General features: G+C 70.6%; 19 protein-coding genes. 13 read left to right on the top strand and 6 right to left on the bottom strand.

The window, feature by feature from the left end; all coding sequences use genetic code 11:
- The first annotated feature begins 172 nt into the window (after positions 1-172).
- From JHD63_RS16070 to JHD63_RS16060, 3 genes are read left to right on the top strand one after another with little or no spacing between them, the layout of a single operon-like run.
- The gene (locus JHD63_RS16070; RefSeq protein ID WP_198971814.1) at positions 173-991 is read left to right on the top strand and encodes a GNAT family N-acetyltransferase; all 819 of its coding nucleotides are present in this window, start codon (positions 173-175) and stop codon (positions 989-991) included.
- Between the two features lie 50 nt (positions 992-1,041).
- A complete protein-coding gene (gene ppk1, locus JHD63_RS16065) occupies positions 1,042-3,297 on the top strand; it encodes a polyphosphate kinase 1 (RefSeq protein ID WP_198971811.1) in 2,256 nt (751 codons plus the stop codon).
- Positions 3,297-3,758 (top strand): SixA phosphatase family protein, encoded by a 462-nt coding sequence (locus tag JHD63_RS16060; protein WP_198971810.1) that lies wholly within the window; start codon positions 3,297-3,299, stop codon positions 3,756-3,758. Before ppk1 ends, JHD63_RS16060 begins: the two co-directional genes overlap by 1 nt.
- Positions 3,759-3,887: 129 nt before the next feature.
- Here the strand turns inward: JHD63_RS16060 and JHD63_RS16055 are convergent, their stop codons facing one another.
- A complete protein-coding gene (locus JHD63_RS16055) occupies positions 3,888-5,369 on the bottom strand; it encodes a Ppx/GppA phosphatase family protein (RefSeq protein ID WP_198971809.1) in 1,482 nt (493 codons plus the stop codon).
- Positions 5,370-5,571: 202 nt separating this feature from the next.
- Here JHD63_RS16055 and pstS point away from each other — a divergent pair, with 202 nt between their 5' ends.
- The 7 genes from pstS to phoR all read left to right on the top strand — a co-directional run bounded on the left by pstS (position 5,572) and on the right by phoR (position 12,378).
- On the top strand, positions 5,572-6,609 hold the full coding sequence (gene pstS, locus JHD63_RS16050; protein ID WP_198971808.1) for a phosphate ABC transporter substrate-binding protein PstS: 1,038 nt from the start codon (positions 5,572-5,574) through the stop codon (positions 6,607-6,609).
- A gap of 92 nt (positions 6,610-6,701) precedes the next feature.
- Positions 6,702-7,667 carry a phosphate ABC transporter permease subunit PstC gene (pstC, locus tag JHD63_RS16045; RefSeq protein WP_198971807.1) on the top strand — a complete coding sequence of 322 codons (966 nt, stop codon included), beginning with the start codon at positions 6,702-6,704 and terminating at the stop codon, positions 7,665-7,667.
- Positions 7,664-8,545: a phosphate ABC transporter permease PstA gene (gene pstA / locus JHD63_RS16040; RefSeq protein ID WP_198971806.1), complete on the top strand. Its 882-nt coding sequence runs from the start codon at positions 7,664-7,666 to the stop codon at positions 8,543-8,545. Before pstC ends, pstA begins: the two co-directional genes overlap by 4 nt.
- A 26-nt stretch (positions 8,546-8,571) precedes the next feature.
- Positions 8,572-9,351, top strand: a complete 780-nt coding sequence (gene pstB / locus JHD63_RS16035) for a phosphate ABC transporter ATP-binding protein PstB (protein WP_198971805.1) — start codon at positions 8,572-8,574, stop codon at positions 9,349-9,351.
- 16 nt (positions 9,352-9,367) lie between these two features.
- Complete coding sequence (phoU, locus tag JHD63_RS16030; protein WP_198971804.1) at positions 9,368-10,069, top strand: phosphate signaling complex protein PhoU; 702 nt, start codon at positions 9,368-9,370, stop codon at positions 10,067-10,069.
- Between the two features lie 151 nt (positions 10,070-10,220).
- Positions 10,221-10,937, top strand: coding sequence for a phosphate regulon transcriptional regulator PhoB (gene phoB, locus JHD63_RS16025; protein WP_198971803.1), 717 nt, complete (start codon positions 10,221-10,223; stop codon positions 10,935-10,937).
- A gap of 10 nt (positions 10,938-10,947) precedes the next feature.
- Positions 10,948-12,378: a phosphate regulon sensor histidine kinase PhoR gene (phoR, locus tag JHD63_RS16020; RefSeq protein WP_198971802.1), complete on the top strand. Its 1,431-nt coding sequence runs from the start codon at positions 10,948-10,950 to the stop codon at positions 12,376-12,378.
- Between the two features lie 17 nt (positions 12,379-12,395).
- Here the strand turns inward: phoR and JHD63_RS16015 are convergent, their stop codons facing one another.
- The 4 genes from JHD63_RS16015 to JHD63_RS16000 all read right to left on the bottom strand — a co-directional run bounded on the left by JHD63_RS16015 (position 12,396) and on the right by JHD63_RS16000 (position 16,821).
- Positions 12,396-13,772: an MATE family efflux transporter gene (locus JHD63_RS16015; RefSeq protein WP_370590543.1), complete on the bottom strand. Its 1,377-nt coding sequence runs from the start codon at positions 13,770-13,772 to the stop codon at positions 12,396-12,398.
- Positions 13,773-13,776: 4 nt separating this feature from the next.
- A complete protein-coding gene (locus JHD63_RS16010) occupies positions 13,777-15,423 on the bottom strand; it encodes a hypothetical protein (RefSeq protein WP_198971812.1) in 1,647 nt (548 codons plus the stop codon).
- A 147-nt stretch (positions 15,424-15,570) separates the two neighbouring features.
- On the bottom strand, positions 15,571-15,828 hold the full coding sequence (locus tag JHD63_RS16005) for a type B 50S ribosomal protein L31 (protein WP_198971801.1): 258 nt from the start codon (positions 15,826-15,828) through the stop codon (positions 15,571-15,573).
- A gap of 78 nt (positions 15,829-15,906) precedes the next feature.
- Positions 15,907-16,821, bottom strand: a complete 915-nt coding sequence (locus JHD63_RS16000) for a LysR family transcriptional regulator (protein WP_198971800.1) — start codon at positions 16,819-16,821, stop codon at positions 15,907-15,909.
- A gap of 194 nt (positions 16,822-17,015) precedes the next feature.
- On the opposite strand from JHD63_RS16000, the gene JHD63_RS15995 reads away from it, so the two are divergent.
- Together JHD63_RS15995 and JHD63_RS15990 are read left to right on the top strand one after the other, a co-directional pair.
- Positions 17,016-18,344, top strand: coding sequence for an aspartate aminotransferase family protein (locus JHD63_RS15995; protein ID WP_198971799.1), 1,329 nt, complete (start codon positions 17,016-17,018; stop codon positions 18,342-18,344).
- 29 nt (positions 18,345-18,373) lie between these two features.
- Positions 18,374-19,264 (top strand): amino acid ABC transporter substrate-binding protein, encoded by an 891-nt coding sequence (locus tag JHD63_RS15990; RefSeq protein ID WP_198971798.1) that lies wholly within the window; start codon positions 18,374-18,376, stop codon positions 19,262-19,264.
- A gap of 173 nt (positions 19,265-19,437) precedes the next feature.
- Here the strand turns inward: JHD63_RS15990 and JHD63_RS15985 are convergent, their stop codons facing one another.
- Positions 19,438-20,646 (bottom strand): citrate synthase family protein, encoded by a 1,209-nt coding sequence (locus JHD63_RS15985; RefSeq protein WP_198971797.1) that lies wholly within the window; start codon positions 20,644-20,646, stop codon positions 19,438-19,440.
- Between the two features lie 97 nt (positions 20,647-20,743).
- Here JHD63_RS15985 and JHD63_RS15980 point away from each other — a divergent pair, with 97 nt between their 5' ends.
- Complete coding sequence (locus JHD63_RS15980; protein WP_198971796.1) at positions 20,744-22,105, top strand: CoA transferase; 1,362 nt, start codon at positions 20,744-20,746, stop codon at positions 22,103-22,105.
- Positions 22,106-22,418: the final 313 nt, after the last annotated feature.

The raw sequence follows: 22,418 nt of genomic DNA, 5'->3' as shown, positions 1-22,418 counted from the left end.
CCCCCCCCCCCCCCCCCCCCCCCCCCCCCCCCCCCCCCCCCCCCCCCCCCCCCCCCCCCCCCCCCCCCCCCCCCCCCCCCCCCCCCCCCCCCCCCCCCCCCCCCCCCCCCCCCCCCATTTTCAAGCAGAAGACGGCATACGCGATTTCCTGTACGGTCTCGTGGGCTCGGAGATGTGTATAAGAGACAGTCCGCCGCTGCCGGTGGCCGAGGCCGCGCCGCCGCGCCGGGAACTGCAGGTCGCCTGGGCACAGCACCAGGACGAGGTGCGCGAGGCGCAGCGGCTGCGCCACGCGGTCTTCGCCGGCGAGATGGGCGCGCGCCTGCCGGTGCCGGCCGACCCGAGGCTGGCCGGCCATGACATCGACCTGTTCGACCCGTACTGCGAGCATCTGCTGGTGCGCGACGGCGAGGGCGGCCCGGTCATCGGCACCTACCGCGTGCTGACCCCGGCGCAGGCGCGCCGCCTGGGCAGCACCTACAGCGATACCGAGTTCGACCTGGTGCGCCTGCGCGGGCTGCGCGAGAAGATGGTGGAGCTGGGCCGCAGCTGCGTGCATCCGGCGCACCGTCACGGCGGTGTCATCCTGGCGCTCTGGGGGGCGCTGGCGCAGTTCATGGCGCGCAACCGGCTCGACGTCATGCTGGGCTGCGCCAGCATCCCCATGCTGCACCACGGCGTGCCCAGCCCACGGCTGGCCGCCGGCATCTGGCACCGGCTGCGCCGCACCCACCTGGCGCCGCCCGATCTGCAGGTCTGGCCCCGGCTGGCGCTGCCGGTGGACGCTTGGGAAGACGGCCCGGGCCAGCACCGCAGCGACCAGCCGCCGGTGGAGCCGCCGCCGCTGATCATGGGCTACCTGCGCCTGGGCGCGCGCATCCTCGGCGCGCCGGCCTGGGACCCGGACTTCAACACCGCCGACCTGCCTATGCTGATGCGCCTGGAAGACATGCCGGCGCGTTATCGGCGTCATCTGCTGGCGGGCGGCTGACATACAACTGTCACACCGTGGTCACGTTTCGGGTTGACACTCGCCAGGCAATGCCCGCACACAGCTCTCCCGATCTCCCGCCCGCGCCGCAGGGCGATGCGGCGCCGTCCTTGCCGCCAGCGGACGCCAGGCCCGCGGCACCCTCCGCGGCCGGCCCGCAGCCGCGCGCCATCACCGTCTCCACCACGCCGGTGGCCGAGGCCATCGAGGCCGCCGCGCTGCCGCCGGCGGCCGGGCCCTCGCCGCCGCTGCTGGACCGCGACCACAGCATCCTGGCTTTCAACGAGCGCGTATTCGACTGGGCCTGCCGCGAGGACGTGCCGCTGCTGGAGCGGCTGCGCTACCTGTGCATCGTCTCCTCCAACCTCGACGAGTTCTTCGAGGTGCGCATGGCGCCGCACGTGGCCGCCGCGCTGACGGGCGACCTGCAGGGGCTCTACACCCGCACCAGCTTCGAGGCCATCTCCGCCATCGCGCACGATCTGGTGGCGCGCCAGTACGCGCTCTACAACGACGCGCTGACGCCGGCCTTTGCCAGGCGCGGCATCCGCATCGTCTCGCACGGCGAGCGCAACGGCGCGCAGCGGCGCTGGGTGCGCGACTATTTCCGGCGCGAGGTCGCGCCGCTGCTGGTGCCCGTGGGGCTGGACCCGGCGCACCCGTTTCCGCAGGTGGCCAACAAGTCGCTGAACTTCATCGTGCGGCTGAAGGGGCGCGACGCCTTCGGCCGTGACAACGAGATCGCCATCGTCAAGGTGCCGCGCGTGCTGCCGCGCCTGATCCGCCTGCCGCTGACCGTGGCTCCGCAGGGGGTGGCCGTGGTCAGCCTCTCGAGCGTGGTGCGGGCGCACCTGGCCGACCTGTTCCCGGGGCGCGAGGTCACCGAGTTCTCGCAGTTCCGCGTCACGCGCCACTCCGACCTGGCGGTGGACGAGGACGAGGTCAGCAACCTGCGCACCGCGCTGCGCCAGGGGCTGCACATGCGCCACTACGGGCAGGCGGTGCGGCTGGAGGTGTCCTCCGGCTGCTCGCAGCACCTGTCGGACTTCCTGCTGCAGCAGTTCGGCCTGCCCGTGGGCGCGCTGTACCGGGTGCACGGGCCGGTCAACCTGGTGCGGCTGGCGCAGCTGATCGACCTGGTGGACGACGCCCGGCTGCTGTTCCCGCCGTGGAAGCCCGGGCGCGCCGTGGGGCTGCGCAGCGGCCTGCCGATCCTGGAGCAACTGCGCCGGCGCGACCTGCTGATTCACCAGCCGTTCGAGAGCTTCGACGGCGTGCTGGCCTTCCTGCGCGAGGCGGTGCACGACCCGCAGGTGCTGGCAATCAAGCAGACCATCTACCGCACCGGCGCCGACTCCGAGCTGATGGAGCTGCTGCGCGAAGCGGTGCGCCGCGGCAAGGAAGTGACCGCCGTGGTCGAGCTGAAGGCCCGCTTCGACGAGGAAGCCAATATCAACTGGGCCGAGGCGCTGGAGTCCATCGGCGCCCAGGTGGTCTACGGCGTGGTCGGGTTGAAGACGCACGCCAAGATGCTGCTGGTCACGCGCCGCGAGGGCCGGCAGCTGCAGCGCTACGGCCACCTGTCCACCGGCAACTACAACCCGCGCACCGCGCGGCTCTACACCGACCTGAGCTACCTCACCGCCGACCCGGCGCTGACCGCCGAGATGGACGTCGTCTTCGCCCACCTGGCCAGCCAGAGCCGGCTGCCCAAGCTCAAGCGCCTGTGGCTCGCGCCCTTTCACCTGCAGGACCGGCTGGTCGAGCGCATCGCCGCCACCACCGAGGCCGCGCGCCAGGGCCAGCCCGCGCGCATCGTCCTGAAGATGAACGCGCTGACCGACGAGCGCCTGGTGCACGCCCTGATCGAGGCCGGCCGCGCCGGCGTGCGCATCGACCTGATCGTGCGCGGCGCCTGCATCCTGCCGGCCGGCGTGCCGGGGCAGACCGGCAACATCCAGGTGCGCTCCATCATCGGCCGCTTCCTGGAGCACTCGCGCGTCTTCTACTTCCGCAGCGGCCAGAGCGAGGACCTGTACCTCTCCAGCGCCGACTGGATGAGCCGCAACATGCTGCGGCGGGTGGAGCTGGCCTGGCCGGTCACCGACCGCAAGCTGCGCCAGCGCATCATCGACGAATGCCTGGTGGCCTACCTGCACGACGACCGCGACGCCTGGCTGCTGGGCGCCGACGGCCGCTACCGCCGCGCCGTGCCCGCCGGGCCGGACGGCGGCCACAGCGCGCAGGCGGCGCTGATGCAGCGCTACCCCGCGCCCTCGCTGCCGTCCGCCGGAGGCGCTGCGTGATGGACCTGATCCTGTGGCGCCACGCCGAGGCCGAAGACCGGCGCGAGGACTTGCCCGAGCTGGAACGCGGCCTGACGCCGCGCGGCGAGAAACAGGCCGCCCGCATGGCCGCCTGGCTCGACCGCCAGTTGCCCGAAGGCCTGCGCGTGCTGGCCAGCCCGGCGCGCCGCACCGAGCAGACCGCCGCCGCGCTGGGCCGCCGCTACAAGCTGCGCTCCGAGCTGCTGCCCGAGGGCACGCCGGCCGAACTGCTGGAGCTGGTGCAGTGGCCGCGCGCCAAGGGCGCCGTGCTGGTCGTCGGCCACCAGCCCATGCTCGGCCAGACCGTGGCCCAGCTCATCGGGCTGGCCGCCAGCGAATGCGCCATTCGCAAGGGCGCGGTCTGGTGGCTGCGCCAGCGCCAGCGCGCCGAAGGGGCGCAAACCGTCATCGTCACCGTGCAGTCGCCCGAAGTCCTTTGAGAATTGCTTCTGAATCAATAGCGTGAAACCCTAGTGGAGTCTTGATTTCAGGTGGTTTTATGCCTGAATGGAAGATTCCACTAGGGCTTCATGCTATCAATTTGAAAGATCCAGAGCCGCTGCGCAGGCTCACGCGCCATACGCGATGCCCATGGCCCAGGGCGTCTTGCGCCAGGCCTCCACCTCCTCGCGCAGCAGGTGGGCCGACTGCGGATAGCGCTCCACCCAGCGCGCCGGCAGGGTGACGCAGAAAGCAGCGGCTTCGCGCTCCAGCCGGGGCAGGGGCGGGGCCGGGTCGCGGCGCGCGTGGCACAGCAGCACGGCCAGGCGCAGGCAGGCCAGTTGCAGGGCGAAGCCGGCGTCCTCCAGCACCAGCGGCAGCTTGCGCAGCTTGCCGCGCTGGCCCAGCACCAGCCGGGCCAGTTGGCGCAGCTCCTGCTCGCCAAAGCCGGGCGCGTCGGCATGTTCGAGGATGTAGGCGCCGTGGCGCGGATGCTCGCCGTGGGCGATGCTGTTGCCGATCTCGTGCAGCTGCGCGGCCCAGTGCAGGGTGCGCAGCGTGTCCTCGGGCGCGCCGGGGCAGAGCTGCGCGAACAGCTCGCGGGCGGTGCGGTCCACGCGCCCGGCCTGTTCCGCGTCCACGCCGAAACGCCGGGCCAGCGCCTGCACCGTGGCGGTGCGTATGTCGGTGGCCGGCGCCTCGCGCTGCAGCAGGTCGTACAGCACGCCCTGGCGCAGCGCGCCCTGGGCGACCTGCAGGCGCTCGATGCCCAGTTGGGCGAATACCGCGCACAGCACGCTGATGCCCCCGCCAATCACCGGGCGCCGGTCTTCCTTGAGCCCGGCCAGGCGCACCTGGTCCACCTGCCGGGCCTGCAGCAGGCGCTCGCGCAGCGCGTGCAGGGCGGCGCGCGTGATCAGGCCGGGCGGCTCGCCGAGCGCGGCCAGGATGTCGCCGATGGCGCCCACGGTACCGGAGGCGCCGTAGGCCACGTCCCAGCCGCTGCGCGGGAAGCGCGCCGCTTCTTCTTCCAGCGCGGCCTCGGCGGCGGCCTGGGCGGCGGCGAAGGCGCTCGCGGTGTAGCGTCCTTCGGGGAAGTGGGTGAGCGAGGACGCCACGCTGCCGATCGGGCAGGAGGCGAGGACGCGGGCCTCCAGGCCCTGGCCCAGCACCATTTCGGTGGAGCGGCCGCCCACGTCCACCACCAGGCGGCGCTCGTTCGAGGGCGGCAGCAGCCGCGCCGCGCCGGCGTAGATCAGCCGCGCCTCCTCCGGGCCGGAGATGACGTCGATCGGGAAACCCAGCACCTCGGCGCCGCGCACCAGGAATTCTTCCCGGTTGCGCGCCTCGCGCAGGGTCTGGGTGGCGACGGCGCGCACCTGGCGCGGCGCGAAGCCGGCCAGGCGCTCGCCGAAGCGCGCCAGGCAGTCCCAGCCGCGCTGCATCGCCTCCAGGGTCAGGCTGCCGTCGGGCGACAGGCCGCCGCCCTGGCGCACCGTCTCCTTCAGGTATTCGGTGCGCAGCACCCGCCCGTGGTCGAGCCGGCCGATTTCGAGCCGAAAGCTGTTGGAGCCCAGATCGAGGGCTGCGAGAAGGGTTCCGTCATCCATGGGGCGAGGCAGTGGGGCCGTAATAGAAAGAAACAGGGCAGGAGTGTCGCAGGGTGCGGCATCAACGTGACAGAACCGTGACAGCCCGCGGCGAACATCCCTGCCGCAGGAGGGGGTGGCGCGGCTGTCATGTCAATGTCACACGGCCTGCCTACATTGCGTTGCATCACTCTCCTGCAACCTGTCAATCAAGGGTACCCGTATGAAGAATTCGATGATCCGCGTGTTCGCCGTGGCCGGCCTGTGCGCCACCACCTCGCTGGCCTGGGCCCAGACCGAAGCCACCGGCGCGGGCGCGAGCTTCCCGGCGCCGCTCTACGCCAAGTGGGCGGCCGACTACAACAAGGCCACCGGCGTCAAGATCAACTACCAGTCGGTCGGCTCCGGCGCCGGCATCAAGCAGATCGAAGCCAAGACGGTGGACTTCGGCGCTTCCGACGCGCCGCTGAAGGACGAGGAACTGCAGGCCAAGGGCCTGGTGCAGTTCCCCACCGTGATCGGCGGCGTGGTGCCGGTGGTCAACATCAAGGGCATCGCCCCGGGCCAGCTCAAGCTCAGCGGCCAGGTGCTGGGCGACATCTACCTGGGCAAGATCACCAAGTGGGATGACGCCGCGATCAAGGCGCTGAACCCCGGCGTGACGCTGCCCGACGCCGACATCGCCCCGGTGCGCCGCGCCGACGGCTCGGGCACCAGCTTCATCTTCACCAACTACCTGAGCAAGGTGAACGCCGAGTGGAAGGCCAAGGTCGGCGAAGGCACCGCCGTGAACTGGCCGACCGGCGCCGGCGGCAAGGGCAACGAAGGCGTCGCCGCCTTCGTCGGCCGCCTGCCCAACTCCATCGGCTACGTCGAGTACGCCTATGTGAAGCAGAACAAGATGACCTACGCCAAGATGGAGAACTCGGCGGGCAACGCGGTCGCGCCGGACGACAGCAGCTTCAAGGCCGCCGCCGCTGGCGCCGACTGGAGCAAGAGCTTCTACCAGATCCTGACCAACCAGCCCGGCAAGGATTCGTGGCCGATCACCGGCGCCACCTTCATCGTGATGCACAAGGCGCAGGACAAGCCGGCCCAGGCCGCCACCACGCTGAAGTTCTTCGAGTGGGCCTACAAGGAAGGCGACAAGACCGCCTCCGACCTGGACTACGTGCCCATGCCCGAGAGCGTGAAGGCCACCATCTACAAGTCCTGGGGCGACATCAAGGACACGTCGGGCAAGGCGATCGCCCTGCGCTGATCGATCCCGTCTGACACAGAACCGCCCGCGCCGTGTCCTCTACACTGCCGGTGCCGCCCGTGCCGCCGCTTGCGGCCGGGCGTGGCGCCACCATGAATCCACCCCCTGCCAAGCGCCCGCTGCTGTCGGGCACCATCATCGACCGGCTCTTCGGCTGGCTGGCCAAGGGCGCGGCCCTGCTCACGCTGGCTCTGCTGCTGGGCATCCTGGCCTCGCTCGTGGCCGGCGCCTGGCCCGCCATCGAGAAGTACGGGCTGAGCTTCCTGACCCGCAGCGTGTGGGATCCGGCCAGGAACGACTACGGCGGCCTGGTGATGATCTACGGCACGCTGGCCACGTCGATCATCGCGCTGCTGATCGCGGTGCCGGTGAGCTTCGGCATCGCGCTGTTCCTCACCGAACTCTCGCCCGCCTGGCTCAAGCGCCCGCTGGGCACGGCCATCGAACTGCTCGCCGCGGTGCCCTCCATCGTCTATGGCATGTGGGGGCTGATGGTGTTCGGCCCGATCCTGGCCACTTACGTGCAGCAGCCGCTGCAGACGCTGCTCAAAGGCGTGCCCTACCTGGGCGCGCTGGTGTCCGGGCCGCCGGTGGGCATCGGCATCCTGTCGGCCGGCATCATCCTGGCGATCATGATCATCCCGTTCATCGCCTCGGTGATGCGCGACGTGTTCGAGGTCACGCCGCCGCTGCTCAAGGAGTCGGCCTACGGCCTGGGCTCCACCACCTGGGAGGTCGTCTCCAAGGTGGTGCTGCCCTATACCCGCACCGGCGTGCTGGGCGGCATCATGCTCGGCCTGGGCCGGGCGCTGGGCGAGACAATGGCGGTGACCTTCGTCATCGGCAACATGAACCAGCTCAGCTCGCTGTCGCTGTTCCAGGCCGCCAACAGCATCACCTCGGCCCTGGCCAACGAGTTCGCCGAAGCCGGCGAGGGCCTGCACCAGGCCTCGCTGATCTACCTGGGCCTGGTGCTGTTCTTCATCACCTTCGTGGTGCTGATGCTGTCCAAGCTGCTGCTGCTGCGCCTGCAGAAAAATGAGGGGACCCGTACATGAGCACCTCCGAGCAGCTCATTTCCGCCGCCGATCTGGCGCAGGAGCGCCAGGCGCGCTTCGCCGCGCGCAACCGCGTCAACCGCGTGGCTCTGGCACTGTCGCTGGCGGCCATGGTCTTTGGCGTGTTCTGGCTGATCTGGATCCTCTGGGAGACGCTGCGCCTGGGCCTGGGCGGCCTGAGCGTGGCGCTGTTCACGCAGATGACGCCGCCGCCCAATGACGAGGGCGGCCTGGCCAACGCGATCTTCGGCTCCGCGGTCATGGTGGCGCTGGCGACCTTCGTCGGCACGCCGATCGGCATCATGGCCGGCGTCTACCTGGCCGAGTATGAGCGCCGCGGCTGGCTCGCGTCGGTGACGCGGCTGGTCAACGACATCCTGCTGTCGGCGCCTTCCATCGTCATCGGCCTGTTCGTCTACACCGTGGTGGTGGCGCGTTTCCGCAGCTACTCTGGCTATGCGGGCATCGTGGCGCTGGCCTTGATCGTGATTCCGGTGGTGATCCGCACCACCGAGAACATGCTGCTGCTGGTGCCCGCCGGCCTGCGCGAGGCGGCCTATGCGCTCGGTACGCCGAAGTGGAAGGTGATCTCGCTGGTCACGCTGCGCGCGGCGCGCGCCGGGGTCATCACCGGCATCCTGCTGGCGGTGGCGCGCATCGCGGGCGAGACGGCTCCCCTGCTGTTCACCGCGCTCAACAACCAGTTCTGGAACGGCGACCTGGCCAAGCCCATGGCGAGCCTGCCGGTGACCATCTTCAAGTTCGCGATGAGTCCCTACGAGAACTGGCAGAAGCTGGCCTGGGCCGGCGTGTTCCTGATCACCGCCGCGGTGCTGGCCCTCAACATCCTGGCGCGCGTCCTGGCCCGCCGCAACTGACATCCCGAATAAGGAAGCAGACCTCCATGGCATCCCTCGCGCATGCTCCCAGCCGCTCCAAGATCGCGGTCAGGAACCTCAATTTCTACTACGGCAAGTTCCACGCCCTCAAGGGCATCAACCTGGAAATCCCGGAGCACAAGGTGACCGCCTTCATCGGCCCTTCGGGCTGCGGCAAGTCCACGCTGCTGCGCACCTTCAACCGCATGTTCGAGCTCTACCCCGAGCAGCGCGCCGAGGGCGAGATCATCCTCGACAACGAGAACCTGCTCACCTCGCGCCAGGACGTGGCGCTGATCCGCGCCAAGGTCGGCATGGTGTTCCAGAAGCCCACGCCGTTCCCGATGTCGATCTACGACAACATCGCCTTCGGCGTGAAGCTGTTCGAGCGGCTCAACGCCACCGACATGGACGAGCGCGTGGAGTGGGCGCTGCGCAAGGCCGCGCTGTGGCCCGAGGTGAAGGACAAGCTGCACCAGAGCGGCGCCAGCCTCTCCGGCGGCCAGCAGCAGCGCCTGTGCATCGCGCGCGGCATCGCCATCAAGCCCGAGGTGCTGCTGCTCGACGAGCCGTGCTCCGCGCTGGACCCGATCTCCACCGCCAAGGTGGAGGAGCTGATCGCCGAGCTGAAGAACGACTACACGGTGGTCATCGTGACCCACAACATGCAGCAGGCCGCGCGCTGCAGCGACTACACCGCCTACATGTACCTGGGCGACCTGGTGGAATTCGGCGAGACCGAGCAGATGTTCTTCAAGCCGCAGCGCAAGGAAACCGAAGACTACATCACGGGCCGTTTCGGCTGAGCAAGGAAACCGCACCATGCCCGACAAGCACCTATCGACCCAGTTCGACAGCGAACTCAATGGCGTCTCCTCCCGCGTGATGGAGCTCGGCGGCCTGGTCGAGTCCCAGATCCGCCAGGCGATCCACGCGCTGTCGCACTTCAGCACCGAAGTGGCCGACAGCGTGATCCAGACCGAGCCGCGCGTCAACGCGATGGAGATGGAGATCGACCGCGACCTGTCCTCCATCATCGCCCGGCGCCAGCCCACCGCGCGCGACCTGCGCCTGCTGATCGCCATCTCCAAGACCACCGCCAACCTCGAGCGCGTGGGCGACGAGGCCAACAAGATCGCGCGCATGGTCAAGTCCATCGTCGAGAGCGGCGCCGGGCGCAGCCTGCCGTCCTCCGACCTGCGCGTGGCGGCGGACCTGGCCTCCGGCCTGATGCGCCGCGCGCTCGATGCGTTCGCGCGGCTCGACACCAGCGCGGCGCTGGCCATCCTCAAGGAAGACGACCAGATCGACCGCGAGTTCGACGGCTTCGTGCGCAAGCTCATCACCTACATGATGGAAGACCCGCGCACCATCTCCGCGAGCCTGGACCTGCTGTTCGTCGCCAAGGCGATCGAGCGCATCGGCGACCACGCGAAGAACATTGCCGAATTCATCATCTACATCGTCAAGGGCACCGACGTGCGCCATTCGTCGATGGGTGAGATCGAGTCGGCATTGAGATGACACACCCCCAGGCTGCGCGCTGCGCGTCTTCGCCCAGCCCCTCAAGGGGGCACATCCTGCGGCCTGGCAAAGCCAGTTCCGCGGATGTCTGCGTATGGGCCGTGTCGGTTGCATGCGATGCGGGTAGCGCGTAGCGCCTTGGAAATTTGAGATGAGAAAACTGCCCCAGGTCCTGATCGTCGAAGACGAGCCGGCGATTGCCGAGTTGATCGCGGTCAACCTGCGCCACAACGGCTTCCAGCCGGTGTGGTCGGAGGATGGTGCCTCGGCCCAGCGCGAGCTGGACGCGGTGCTGCCCGACGTGATCCTGCTGGACTGGATGCTGCCCGGCACCAGCGGCCTGGCGCTGGCGCGCAAGTGGCGCGCCGACGCGCGGACCAAGGCGGTGCCGATCCTGATGCTGACCGCGCGCGGCGACGAGCCCGACAAGGTCGCCGGCCTGGATGCCGGCGCCGATGACTACATCACCAAGCCTTTCTCCACCCAGGAGCTGCTGGCGCGCATCCGCGCCGTGCTGCGCCGGCGCGCGCCCGAGCAACTGGCCGAGACGGTGCAGCTCGGCGAGCTGCTGCTGGACGCGGCCACGCACCGCGTGAGCTTCCAGGGCCAGCCGCTGAAGGTCGGCCCCACCGAATTCAAGCTGCTGCACTACCTCATGCGCCACGCCGAGCGGGTGCACAGCCGCACGCAACTGCTCGACAAGGTCTGGGGCGACCATGTCTTCATCGAGGAGCGCACCGTGGACGTGCACGTCAAGCGCCTGCGCGAATCCCTGGGCGTGGCCGGCGTGATGGTCGAGACGGTGCGCGGCGCCGGCTACCGCGCCACGTCCCAGGTGGCAGTGCCGGCGGCCGCTGCGCCGAACTGAGCCCCCCGGCATGATCCTGCAGCGGGTACTGGGGCTCGCGCTCTGGCAATTGGCATGGGCCCTGGCGCTGGGTGCGCTGGCAGGCGCCGTGGGCGGCGCCGATCCGGCGCATGCGCCTGCGGCATGGCATGCGTGGCGCCTGGGCGGCGCGCTGGCGGGCTTCGCGCTGGCGAGCTGGAGCGCGATGCTGTTCGACGCCTGGCGTGCCGGGCGCGTGCTGCGCTGGCTGCGCAGCGAAGAGCCGGCCGCCGCCGCGCCGGCCCTGGGGGGCGTCTGGGGCGAGGCGGCCGACCGCATGCGCCGCCGCTGCCGCGAGGCCGAGCGCCAGGTGGCCGATAGCGCCGGGCGCCTGCATGAAATCCTCTCCGCCCTGCAGGCCTCGCCCAACGGCGTGGTGCTGCTCGGCGCGCACCTGTGCATCGAATGGTGCAACCAGACGGCGGCGGAGCATTTCGGCATCGACATCGAGCGCGACCTGCAGCAGTCGCTGGGCAACCTGGTGCGCGACCCGGCCTTCAGCGCCTACTGCGCCGCAGGCAAATTCGCATCGGACGTGGTGATCCCCGGCCGGCGCAGCACGCCCGGGCGGCCGGTGCGCCTGTCGGTGCAGCTGCACCCCTATGGCGAAGGCCGCACCATGCTGCTGTCGCGCGACGTCACGGCGCTGGAGCAGGCCGAGGCCATGCGGCGCGATTTCGTCGCCAACGTATCGCACGAGATCCGCACCCCGCTCACGGTGCTGACCGGCTTCGTCGAAACCCTGCAGACCCTGCCGCTGGAGGCGGACGAGCGCGCCCACTACCTGGGCCTGATGGCGCAGCAGGCCGCGCGCATGCAGTCGGTGGTGAGCGACCTGCTGACCCTGTCGCGGCTCGAAGGCAGCCCGCTGCCCGGGCAGGCCGAGCGCGTGCCGCTCAAGGCGCTGATCGCGCACTGCCAGCAGGAGGCCGAGGCGCTGTCCGCGCTGCTCGGGCGGCATCACGTGCTGCACTTTCCCGCCGGGGTCGAAGGCGAGGTGGCCGGCTCCGCGCACGAGCTGCAAAGCGCCCTGTCCAACCTGGTGGTCAACGCCGTGCGCTACACGCCGGCCGGCGGCACGGTGACCGTGCGCTGGACCGTGCTGGACGGCCGCGATCCCGCGCGCGGCGCGGCGGGCGAGGGCGAATTCTCGGTGCAGGACACCGGCCCGGGCATCGCGCCCGAGCACATCCCGCGGCTGACCGAGCGCTTCTACCGCGTGGACCGCAGCCGCTCGCGCGAGAGCGGCGGCACCGGCCTGGGCCTGGCCATCGTCAAGCACGTGCTGCAGCGCCATGGCGGGCGGCTGCGCATCGAAAGCCAGCCGGGCGCCGGATCGACCTTCACCCTGGTGCTGCCCGCCGAACGGCTGCGCACGGCGGGAATATCAGACAAAAAAGCCTCTAGCCCAGGTAATACCTAGGCTACTAGCTATTATTTTCATAGTGAAACGGAGCGCCGCACCGCGCGCCGCACCATCAGCAGGAACACGCAGGCCGTGAGCGCCAGCGCACCGGCGCTGGCCATCCAGAAGGCCGCGGGCGAGGCCCAGGGCGCCACGCCGTAGCCGCCCTGGTAGGCCAGCCAATAGCCGCCGCCCAGGCCCACGCCCCACAGCAGCAGGCAGTAGACCAGCAGCGCCGACACCGTGATGCGGTAGCAGCGCAGCAGGAACACGCACACGCACTGCAGCGCGTCGGCCAGGTGGTAGAGCGCCACCCAGCCCAGCAGCATGCCGGCCAGCGCCACCACGGCCGGCTGGTGCGAATACAGTCCGGCAATGCCCTCGCGCGCCAGCAGCACCGTGCCCGCCAGTGCCAGCGCCGTCAGCGCGGCCAGGCCCAGGCCCACGCCGACCGCGTGCCGCGCCTGCCGCGCATCGCCCGCGCCCAGCCAGTGGCCCACGCGCGCGCTGGTGGCAATGGCAACCGACAGCGGCGCCATGTACAGCACCGCCCCCATGCTGGCGGCGATCTGGTGGGCGGCGGCCGCCACCGTGCCCTGGCGCGCGATGAACAGCGCCATCAGCGTGAAGGAGGTCACCTCGACCAGGATCGCCAGCCCGGCGGGCACGCCCAGCCGCGCGAACAGCGCGAGCTGGCGCGGGTCCGGGGCTTCCACGCGGCGCCACAGCCGGTAGGGCGTGTACAGCGGCTGGGTGCGCAGCAGCCACAGGGCGATGGCCAGCATCAGGTAATTGACCAGCACCGTGGCCCAGGCGCAGCCCACCGCGCCCAGCGCCGGCAGGCCGGCTCCGCCCAGCGCGAACCAGACCGTCAGCGGCAGCTTGACCGCCAGCGAGCCCAGTTGCAGCCAGGTCACCAGCAGCGGCCGCCCCAGGCTCTGGTTGAGCGTGCTGTAGCCCCGGAACAGCAGGGCCGGGGGCAGGCCCAGCGCCAGCATGCCCAGGTAGCGCAGCACCTCGCCCTGCAGCGCCTCGGGCACCTGCGCCCAGCGCAGCACCGGCGCCGGCGCCAGCAGCAGCGCCATGCCCAGCACGCAGGTCAGGGCGCAGATGTAGAGCGCCTGGCGCACCGAGCGTCCCACGTCCTCGAAGCGCCGCGCGCCCCGCAGCTCGGCCCAGACCGGCAGCAGCGCCTGCACCACGCCCATCAGCGCGACGTAGACGCTGATGAACACCGCCGAGCCGACCGACAGCGCCGCCAGCGCCTGCTCGGAGTGGCGCCCGGCCACCACCGTATCGGCCACGCCGAAGGCCATGACCGCGAGCTGGCCGGCCAGCACCGTCACGGCATGGCGGGCGATCGCCGGCAGTTCGCTGCGCGGGCGGCCTGCGGGGGGTGGAGTGGCCGTCACCGGGTCAGAAGCGGCGGCGGAACAGATGAACCGTCTCGTTGCGGTCGGCCGGGCGCGGGATGGTCGCCACCAGCGTCCATTGCGCCGGATCGGTCACGCCGGCCAGCGCGCCGACCGCGTCCGGATACACCGCCAGCCACTCGCAGCGCTGCGGGCCGGTCACCGGGTACAGCCGCAGCCGGCCGTGGTACTGGAAGGCCGCCACCTGGGCCCGGCTGAAGCCGAAGAACGACAGGCAGTGGGCCGGCCCCAGCACCGCGCTGGCCTGGCGCACCTGCGGGCCGTAGCTGCGGGCGTAGTCCAGCAGCGGCAGCCACAGCGTCATCAGCAGCAGCCAGCACAGCGCCGCGCCGCCGGCCGGCAGCACCACGCTCTTCCACAGCGCCGACTGGTGGCGCCCGATGCGCCAGCGCACCAGCCAGGCCCAGGCCAGCGTCGCCGCCAGCGCCAGCAGCAGCGCCAGCCAGGAGAAGCTGGCCACGAAGCCCGGCGCCAGCTTGGCCACGTTGGCCGCCGGCTGGCGCGGGAAGCCGGTCTGCATCGCCACCCAGATCACCCAGATGGTGACGGCCGAGCCGGTGAAGAACAGCAGCGTGAACCAGTCGACCAGCGCGCCCACGCTGCGGCTGAGCGTGGGCAGCGCGAAGGCCGCCAGCGCGGCCAGCGCCGGCAGGCCCAGCAGCAGCGCACGGTCGGCCGGCTCGGTGCTCAGGGTGGCGAGCAGGGCGATCGCCGCGAACCAGGCCGGCAGCGCCAGGTGGCGGTGCACCTCCAGCGCCGCGAACTGCCGGCGCCAGCGCCACAGCGTCCACAGCGCCAGCGGCCAGGTCGGCCAGGTGAACCACAGCAGCAGCCGGCCCAGGCTGGCCCAACTGCGTTCGGAGCCCGGGGCGGTGATGCGCCAGGCCCAGACATCGGTCCAGCAGCCCAGCAGCGCGGCGGCCCCGCTGGCCAGCGCGGCGACCGCCGCCCAGCGCAGGAAGGCGCCGCGGGCCTGCGGCTCCTGCCGGGCTTCCAGCAGCGCCAACGCCGCCCCTCCCGCACCGAACAGCACCGCCAGCGCGGGCGCGCCGGACAGCACCAGGCCGGCCAGCCCCGTGGCCAGACTGGCGCCGGCCAGCATCGGGCGGTAGGGCGACGCGGCGATGGCAAAGAAGGCGAGGGCGCCGAACGCGAGCTGGGTCAGGTAGGCGGTCACCTCGTGCGACAACTGCGCCAGCCCCAGGCAGGCGATCAGCGCCAGCACGCCGCCGTCGGCGACCGCGCGCGCGTAGTCCCTGGGGCGCGCCTCGCCGCCGAAGGCGAAGGCCACCGGCTGCGCCCGCGGCCCGAGCGCCAGGCAGTAGACGCCGTACCAAGTGGCCGCCAGCGTCAGCACCAGCAGCCCGATGAAGGGGATGCGCGCGGCCAGGTCCGGCTCGATCCAGGCCGGGGCCAGTTGCAGCGCCCAGGCGCCGAGCCAGTAGGGCAGCAGGCCGTGGGTCTGCGGCGCCATGCCGCCCAGCAGCGGCTGCCACCAGTCGGTGCGGCCTTCGGCCAGCTCCAGCATGTAGCCGAAGGAGGCGATGTCCACGTTCTTCCAGGGGCCGCGGCCGATGAAGCCCGGCAGCACGTAGGCCGCGCAGAACAGCAGCAGCGCCCAGCGCGGCATGCGGCGCACGGCGCTCTGGGCCACGATGGCGGGGGTCGGCGGTGTGGTCACGGCGTGGAGGGGAAAAGAAAAAAGGCAGCGCGGAAACCCGGGCTGCCTCTACTGTCTGGGCCCTGCCGCAGGGGCCGGGCCGGGAACGCGGGTCGCTTACTTGGCGGCGGTCTTGCCGAAGCGGTTGCGGAAGCGCTCGACGCGGCCGCCCATGTTGTCCACCGACTTCTGCGTGCCGGTGTAGAACGGGTGCGACTCGCTGGAGGTGTCCAGCTTGAACAGCGGCAGCTCGCGGCCGTCGTCGGTCTTGGCCGTTTCCTTCGTGTTCACGCAGGAGCGGGTCACGAACTTGAAGCCGTTGGACAGGTCCACGAAGAGCACTTCGCGGTAATTGGGGTGAATGCCTTCTTTCATGGCACGGTCCTTTCAAGGGTCTGCTGCGGTAGCCACGCCGCACCCATTGCGACGCACTTTCCGCGGAAAAGCCTGCGATTATCGCACAGGGGCCGCAGGCGCCGCGGCGGCCATGCGGCCCCAGACGCGCTCCACCACCGGGCGCGTGTTGTGCCGCAGCCGGAAGGCGACGACGTCCACCCGGGTGCACCAGCGTGCATCCGCCGCGGGCACCAGCGACGGGAAACGGCCCTGCGCCACGCAACTGTCCGGCAGCCAGGCCAGGCCCATGCCTTGCTCGGCCATGGCGGCCAGCACGTCGGTCATCGCCGACTCGACCACGGCCTGGCCCTGCGGCGAGGGGCCCTCGGCATCCAGCACCGAGCGCACCACGCGCGAGAAATAGACGGTGGGCGAGTACATCAGCAGCGGCGCGGGGCGCTCGGCCGTGTCCGGCAGTGCGAAGCGCGGCGCCCGCTCGCCCGCGCCGGCCGCCACGCTGTAGGGGCGCAGCGTTTCCGTGTCCAGCAGGAGGTGCTCGTGGCGGCCGGGGTCTGGCGCGATCGGGCTGGCCGCGTGCAGGTAGCCGATCACCAGATCCACCGTGCCCTCGGACAGCGCCTGCATGGTGTCGAGCACGTTGCCGGTGTTCACGGACAAGCGCGCATCCAGCCCCCTGCTCCAGTCGCCCCACCACGGCGCGAGCCGCGTGGCGGCCAGCGCGTAGGGCATGGCCAGCTTCACGATGTTGCTGGCGCTGTCGCCCGCGGCCTCGGCGCGCACGTCATCGATCTGCGCCAGCAGCGCCACGGCCGAGGCCCGGAAGCGCTCGCCCGCCTCGGTGAAGCGCAGGGGAAAGCAGGTGCGGTCCACCAGCGCCGTGCCGAGCCACTGCTCCAGCGCCTGGATGCGCCGGCTGAATGCCGCCTGCGACACATTGCGCAACTCCGCCGCGCGCGTGAAGTTGCGCACGTCCGCCAAGGTCACGAAGTCCTGAATCCAGCGGGTTTCCATTCATCCTCCTTTGCGTGCCGGCGATGCTCGCACGGGCACGGCCGTCATCACACCAAACCGCGTTGCGCCATGCAATCGGTTTTGCGCATGGCCCATGCGCGCCGCCCATGGCGCGATTTGCGCCCATGGCATTGGACGCGCCCGCGCACGCTGGAAATACTGAGCCCATCCACACACAACCGAAGGAAAGCGCAATGGACCCCCTGCTCAGAGAAGCCGCCAAGGAATTCATGGTCCGCTACGGCGGAGACAGCTTCCCCAGCCTGTTTCGCAGCGCCAAGGGCTGCATCGTCACGGACGACACCGGCCGCGAGATCCTGGACTTCACCTCCGGCCAGATGTGCGCCACCATCGGCCACAACCACCCGGCCATCGTCCAGGCCGTGCAGGAGGCCGGCGAGAAGGCCTACCACCTGTTCAGCGGCATGATCCCCGAGGTCGTGGCCCAGCTTGCACGGACCATGGCCCGCGACTGGATGCCCCGGGGCCTGAGCAAGTCGATTTTCATCAACACCGGCTCCGAGAGCAACGAAGTGGCCCTGCGCATGGCCAAGATGCACACGCAGGGCTACGAGGTCCTGGCCGTGGGCGGTTCCTGGCACGGCGTGACCGGCGCGGCCTCGGCCGCCTCCTTCGCCAGCGACCGCAAGGGCTACGGCGTGCATGTGCCCGGTGTCTTCGTCATGCCCGAGCCCAACATGTACCGCCCCTACATCGGCGGGCTGGACGGGGAGGCCTCGGCCTTGGCCTGCCTGGAGCTCGGGCTGAAGATGTTCGACATGGCCAGCACCGGGCGGCGCGCGGCCATCATCATCGAGCCGATCATCAGCGCCGGCGGCGTGCTGGTGCCGCCCAGGTCGTACCTGCAGGCGCTGCGCAAGGCGGCCGACGAGCGCGGCATGCTGCTGATCTTCGACGAGGCGCAGACCGCCTTCGGGCGCATCGGCCACCGCCACGCCGCCGACTTCTTCGGCGTCACGCCGGACATCATGTCGGTCTCCAAGACCATGGGCGGCGGCCTTCCGCTGGCAGCGGTGTCCACCACGCCGAAGATCGAGCAGGACATCCACGACAAGGGCTTCACCTTCTATACCAGCCACGTGTCGGACCCGCTGCCCGCCACCGTCGGCCTGGCCGTGCTGCGCACCATCCAGCAAGAGGGCCTGATCGAGCGCGCCCGCACCATGGGCGCCTATCTGCGCCAGCGCCTGCAGGAACTGCAGTCGCGCTACGAGGCCATTGGCGACGTGCGCGGCGAAGGCATGCTGCTGGGTGTGGAACTGGTCAAGAGCCGCGAGACGCGCGAGCCCTATCACGCGCTGGGCGCGATCACCACGCAGCGCTGCTACGAACTGGGCCTGAGCATGAACATCCGGCGCCGCCCGGAACGCGGCTCGGTGTGGCGCATCGCACCGCCGCTCACCGCCACGCAGGGCGAGATCGACCGCGGCGTGGACATCCTCGACCAGGCGCTGCGCCACAGCCTGGACGAGATCGCGCGCAACCGCCTGATCGCGGCCTGAGCCTGGTCCACCAACACAAGGAGACAAGCATGCAACCCGGACCCATCGCCTGGGGCGCCGCGCTGGCCGCCCTGCTGCATCTGCCCGCCATGGCCCAGACCCAGGGCACGCTGGAGAAGGTGAAGGCCAGCGGCGCGCTCGTGCTCGGCGTGCGCGAGGCTTCGGCGCCGCTGTCCTACATGCTGGGCAGCAGCCAGTACGTGGGCTATCACGTGGAACTGTGCGAGCGTATCGCCAGAAGCCTGTTCCCGCAGGCGCAACTGCGCTACCAGGCCGTCACCTCGCAGAACCGCATGCCGCTGGTGCAGAACGGCACGGTCGACCTCGAATGCGGCTCCACCAGCAATACCGCCTCGCGCAAGGAGCAGGTGGATTTCGCCAACACCACCTACATCACCGAGGCGCGTTATGCGGTGAAGAAAAGCTCGGGCATCGAAAGCACCGAGCAGCTGGCGGGCAGGACCATCGTCACCACCACCGGCACCACGCTGGTGCCGCGCCTGCGCAAGCTCGAGCGCGACGGCCTGAAGTTCACCCTCATCCTGGCCAAGGACCATGCCGAGAGCATGCTCATGGTGGCGCAGGGCCGCGCCGACGCCTTCGCTATGGACGACAACACGCTGGCCGGCAACATCGCCCTGCTCAAGAATCCGCAGGACTTCCGCATCGTCGGCACGCCGCTCGGGCGCGAGCCCATCGCGCTCATGCTCCGGCGCAATGACGCGGCCTTCAGACAGGCGGTGGACGCGGAGATCTCCAGGCTCATCGAGTCGGGCGAGCTGCGCGCCATGTACGACAAGTGGTTCATGGCCCCCATCCCGCCGGCCAACGTCAGCCTCAACCTGCCGTTCCCCCCATCGCTGGAGGCGGCCTTTGCGCGGCCGAATGCCGATCCGGCGGAAGCCTATGCGGTGCCGTAGGAGGAGAGTTTGACGATGGATATTTAGGTGAGAATGGCTGCAGCCCAGGTTTTTACTGGGCCTATAGCTATCTATTTGATAGTGCTGCTGCGCGCCATGGGCTTTCTCCGGGGAACACGGGTGACGACACGCTCTGATGTCGGCGACCTCCTGTGAAGATGCGTCGGCCTGGGTTATGGCGGGTCGGCCGGGTCCGCTGCCTGCTCCGGCCGCGGGCCGGTGTAGGCGGCACGCGGGCGGATCGGGCGGTCGTTGCCGCGCTGCTCCAGCGCATGCGCGAGCCAGCCGATGGAGCGGCCCAGCGCGAACAGGCCAAACGCCGCACCCGGCGGCAGCCCCAGGTGCCGGCGCACGGCCACCAGTGCGAAGTCCACCGAGGGCTGCTGCCCGAGTAGTGCGCGCGCCTCGTCGATCAGTGCCTGCCATTCGGCATGCTGCGGCAGCAGCCGCTCCAGCAGCAGGGCCGCCCTGGCATCGCCCTGGGGGTACAGGTGGTGGCCAAAGCCGGGCAGGTCTTCGCCGCGCGCCAGGCGCTGGCGCAGTCTGGCAGCCGGCTCTGCGTCGCCGACTTCATCCCACAGCGCCTCGATCCGCGCGGTCGTGCCGCCGTGCCTGCCGCCGGTCAGCGCCGCCAGCCCGCCGACCACGGCGGCGCGCAGGCTGGCGCCGGTAGAGGCCACGCAGCGCGCGGTGAAGCTCGACGCGTTGAGTTCGTGGTCGGCGCACAGCACCAGCGTCATGCGCACCAGCTCCGCACCTTGCGCGTCCAACCGCCAGGCCTGGGCGCACTGATGGTGGAGCGGGGCGGTGCCGGGTGCCGTGCCCAGCAGGCAGGCCGCGAGCAGGCGCACCAGCGCGCCGCAGCCTTCGGCCAGGCGCGAGGGCGCGCTTTGCCACTGCGCGGTCGGGGCGTCTTCGCTGGCAATGGTGAACAGCGGCAGCAGGGTTTCCTCGGCGCGGCGTCCGGCCAGGTGCGCCCGCATGGCGGGCAGGGCCGCCGCCTCTGGTGCCGCGTGCGCGCCGAAGGCGGCGTCCACCGGGCATTGCCAGAGCAGTGCGGCCAGGTCTTCCGCCGTGGCCGAGCCCGCCAGCGCCATGGCGCTTTTGCCGCGGTAGTAGAGCTGCCCGTCCTCGATCAGCGTGATGGACGACTCCAGCACCGGCAGCCCCCAGCTCAGCGCGGCCTTGGCCACTTCCCTGGGTTTGCGGCCGCGTGTGCGCTGCCGGGCCAGTTGCTCCACGTCCGTCTGCAGGTAGCGGCTTTCACGCGGGCTGCCGCCCGGTTGGGCATGCAGCAGGCCGCGGCTGACGTAGGCATAGAGCGTCTGGCGCGCGACGCCCAGGTGCGTGGCGGCTTCCTGGGCACTGAAGTAGCGGGGCATGGCGCGGTCTGGCATCTTTATATTGACAATATAAATCAATATTGACAATTAATTCGGCCTGCCTATTCTGGAGAACCCTTCATCCACGAGCCTTGCCATGTCCGTGTCTCGCTACCTTCGAGAAATCTGGCGCGCCGTCCACGGCGACCCGGCGCATCTGTCCCGGCTTTCCTTCACCGGGCAGGGTGAACTGCCCTCGGTGTTCCAGGTGACGGACCTGGCCGCGGCCACGATCGGTGCGGCGGGCCTGGCCGTGGCCGAACTGGTGGCGCTGGCCGGCGGGGCGTGGCCGCAGGTGCAGGTGGACCGGCGCCTGGCCTCGTTCTGGTTCGGCAGCTCGCTGCGCCCCCAGGGCTGGAAGATGCCGCCGATATGGGACGCCGTCGCCGGCGACTACCGCGCGGCCGATGGCTGGATACGCCTGCACACCAATGCGCCGCACCACCGCGCTGCGGCATTGGCCGTGCTGGGCACGCCGGCCGACAGGGAAGCGGTGGCCCGCGCCGTGGCCGGCTGGCAGGCCAGCGCGCTGGAGGCCGCCATCGTCGAGCAGGGCGGCTGCGCCGCCATCATGCGCAGCCTGGAGGCCTGGGCCGGGCATCCGCAAGGAGCGGCCGTGAATGCCGAACCGTTGCTGCACGTGGCGCAGGCTGCCGCCGTGGAAAAGCCCGACTGGCGCATCGGGCCGGATCGGCCGCTGCAAGGCATCCGCGTACTGGACCTGACGCGTATCCTGGCCGGCCCGGTGGCCACGCGCTTTCTGGCCGGTTTTGGCGCCGACGTGCTGCGCATCGACCCGCCCGGCTGGGAGGAGCCCGGCACCGTGCCCGAAGTCGTGCTGGGCAAGCGCTGCGCGCGCCTCGATTTGAAAACCCCCGCTGGCCTGGCAACGCTGGAGGGCCTGCTGCAGCAGGCCGACGTGCTGGTGCACGGCTACCGGCCCGAGGCCCTGGCGCGCCTGGGGCTGGATGCGCGGCGCAGGCGCGAGCTCAATCCGGGGCTGGTCGATGTATCGCTAGATGCCTACGGCTGGTCCGGCCCCTGGCAGGGGCGCCGGGGCTTCGACAGCCTGATCCAGATGAGCACCGGCATCGCAGACGCCGGCATGCGCCGCCTGGGCCGGGACCGCCCCACGCCCTTGCCGCTGCAGGCCATCGACCACGCCACCGGCTACCTGTTGGCCACCGCCGCCGTGCGCGCTCTGGCGCAGCGCGTGCGCACCGGCGCCGGCTGCGAGGCGCGCGCCTCGCTTGCCCGCACCGCCCATCTGCTGGCGCAGTTTCCGAGCGAGCAAGGCGCGCCGCTGGCCCCCGAAACCCCCGGAGACCTGTCCCCCGCCATCGAGGCCACAGGCTGGGGCCCGGCCCGGCGCGTGCGGGTGCCGCTGGCGGTGCAGGGCGCGCCTATGCACTGGGCGCGCCCCGCGCCCTTGCTGGGTTCATCCACGCCCGACTGGTAACCCACAGCCGCCAACAAAAACGCCCCGCAGGGCGGGGCGCATTCTGTAAAAACCCAGAACACAGAGGAACCGGCTTTGCCGGGCCTCAGGTGTTGCCCCCTGCAAGGGGGGAGGCGGCCACACGAAGTGGGCAAGCCTGGGGGTTAGCCCCAATACTGTTCACATAGAAAAAATACAAGCATAATTCCCCTCCATCGAGACAAGGAGGGCTGGATTCCATGGCGAGAAGCCGCAAGTCACTGCCCGAGAAGGTCGACATGGCGCACCTGATCAGCACCGGGGTATTGGCCAGCGTCTGTCCCAGAGCGTTGAT

It is taken from the genome of Xylophilus sp. ASV27 (assembly GCF_016428875.1).
In the GTDB taxonomy this organism is placed as follows: domain Bacteria; phylum Pseudomonadota; class Gammaproteobacteria; order Burkholderiales; family Burkholderiaceae_C; genus Xylophilus.
The sequence above is the reverse complement of the archived record's forward strand: the minus strand, read 5'-3'. Positions and strand labels throughout refer to the sequence as shown.

Bases quoted from the DNA above. Each gene is read 5' to 3' on its own strand.
- JHD63_RS16070 (WP_198971814.1), top strand. From the start codon at position 173: ATGTGTATAAGAGACAGTCCGCCGCTGCCGGTGGCCGAGGCCGCGCCG.
- ppk1 (WP_198971811.1), top strand. From the start codon at position 1,042: ATGCCCGCACACAGCTCTCCCGATCTCCCGCCCGCGCCGCAGGGCGAT.
- JHD63_RS16060 (WP_198971810.1), top strand. From the start codon at position 3,297: ATGGACCTGATCCTGTGGCGCCACGCCGAGGCCGAAGACCGGCGCGAG.
- JHD63_RS16055 (WP_198971809.1), bottom strand. From the start codon at position 5,369: ATGGATGACGGAACCCTTCTCGCAGCCCTCGATCTGGGCTCCAACAGC.
- pstS (WP_198971808.1), top strand. From the start codon at position 5,572: ATGAAGAATTCGATGATCCGCGTGTTCGCCGTGGCCGGCCTGTGCGCC.
- pstC (WP_198971807.1), top strand. From the start codon at position 6,702: ATGAATCCACCCCCTGCCAAGCGCCCGCTGCTGTCGGGCACCATCATC.
- pstA (WP_198971806.1), top strand. From the start codon at position 7,664: ATGAGCACCTCCGAGCAGCTCATTTCCGCCGCCGATCTGGCGCAGGAG.
- pstB (WP_198971805.1), top strand. From the start codon at position 8,572: ATGGCATCCCTCGCGCATGCTCCCAGCCGCTCCAAGATCGCGGTCAGG.
- phoU (WP_198971804.1), top strand. From the start codon at position 9,368: ATGCCCGACAAGCACCTATCGACCCAGTTCGACAGCGAACTCAATGGC.
- phoB (WP_198971803.1), top strand. From the start codon at position 10,221: ATGAGAAAACTGCCCCAGGTCCTGATCGTCGAAGACGAGCCGGCGATT.
- phoR (WP_198971802.1), top strand. From the start codon at position 10,948: ATGATCCTGCAGCGGGTACTGGGGCTCGCGCTCTGGCAATTGGCATGG.
- JHD63_RS16010 (WP_198971812.1), bottom strand. From the start codon at position 15,423: ATGCCGCGCTGGGCGCTGCTGCTGTTCTGCGCGGCCTACGTGCTGCCG.
- JHD63_RS16005 (WP_198971801.1), bottom strand. From the start codon at position 15,828: ATGAAAGAAGGCATTCACCCCAATTACCGCGAAGTGCTCTTCGTGGAC.
- JHD63_RS16000 (WP_198971800.1), bottom strand. From the start codon at position 16,821: ATGGAAACCCGCTGGATTCAGGACTTCGTGACCTTGGCGGACGTGCGC.
- JHD63_RS15995 (WP_198971799.1), top strand. From the start codon at position 17,016: ATGGACCCCCTGCTCAGAGAAGCCGCCAAGGAATTCATGGTCCGCTAC.
- JHD63_RS15990 (WP_198971798.1), top strand. From the start codon at position 18,374: ATGCAACCCGGACCCATCGCCTGGGGCGCCGCGCTGGCCGCCCTGCTG.
- JHD63_RS15985 (WP_198971797.1), bottom strand. From the start codon at position 20,646: ATGCCCCGCTACTTCAGTGCCCAGGAAGCCGCCACGCACCTGGGCGTC.
- JHD63_RS15980 (WP_198971796.1), top strand. From the start codon at position 20,744: ATGTCCGTGTCTCGCTACCTTCGAGAAATCTGGCGCGCCGTCCACGGC.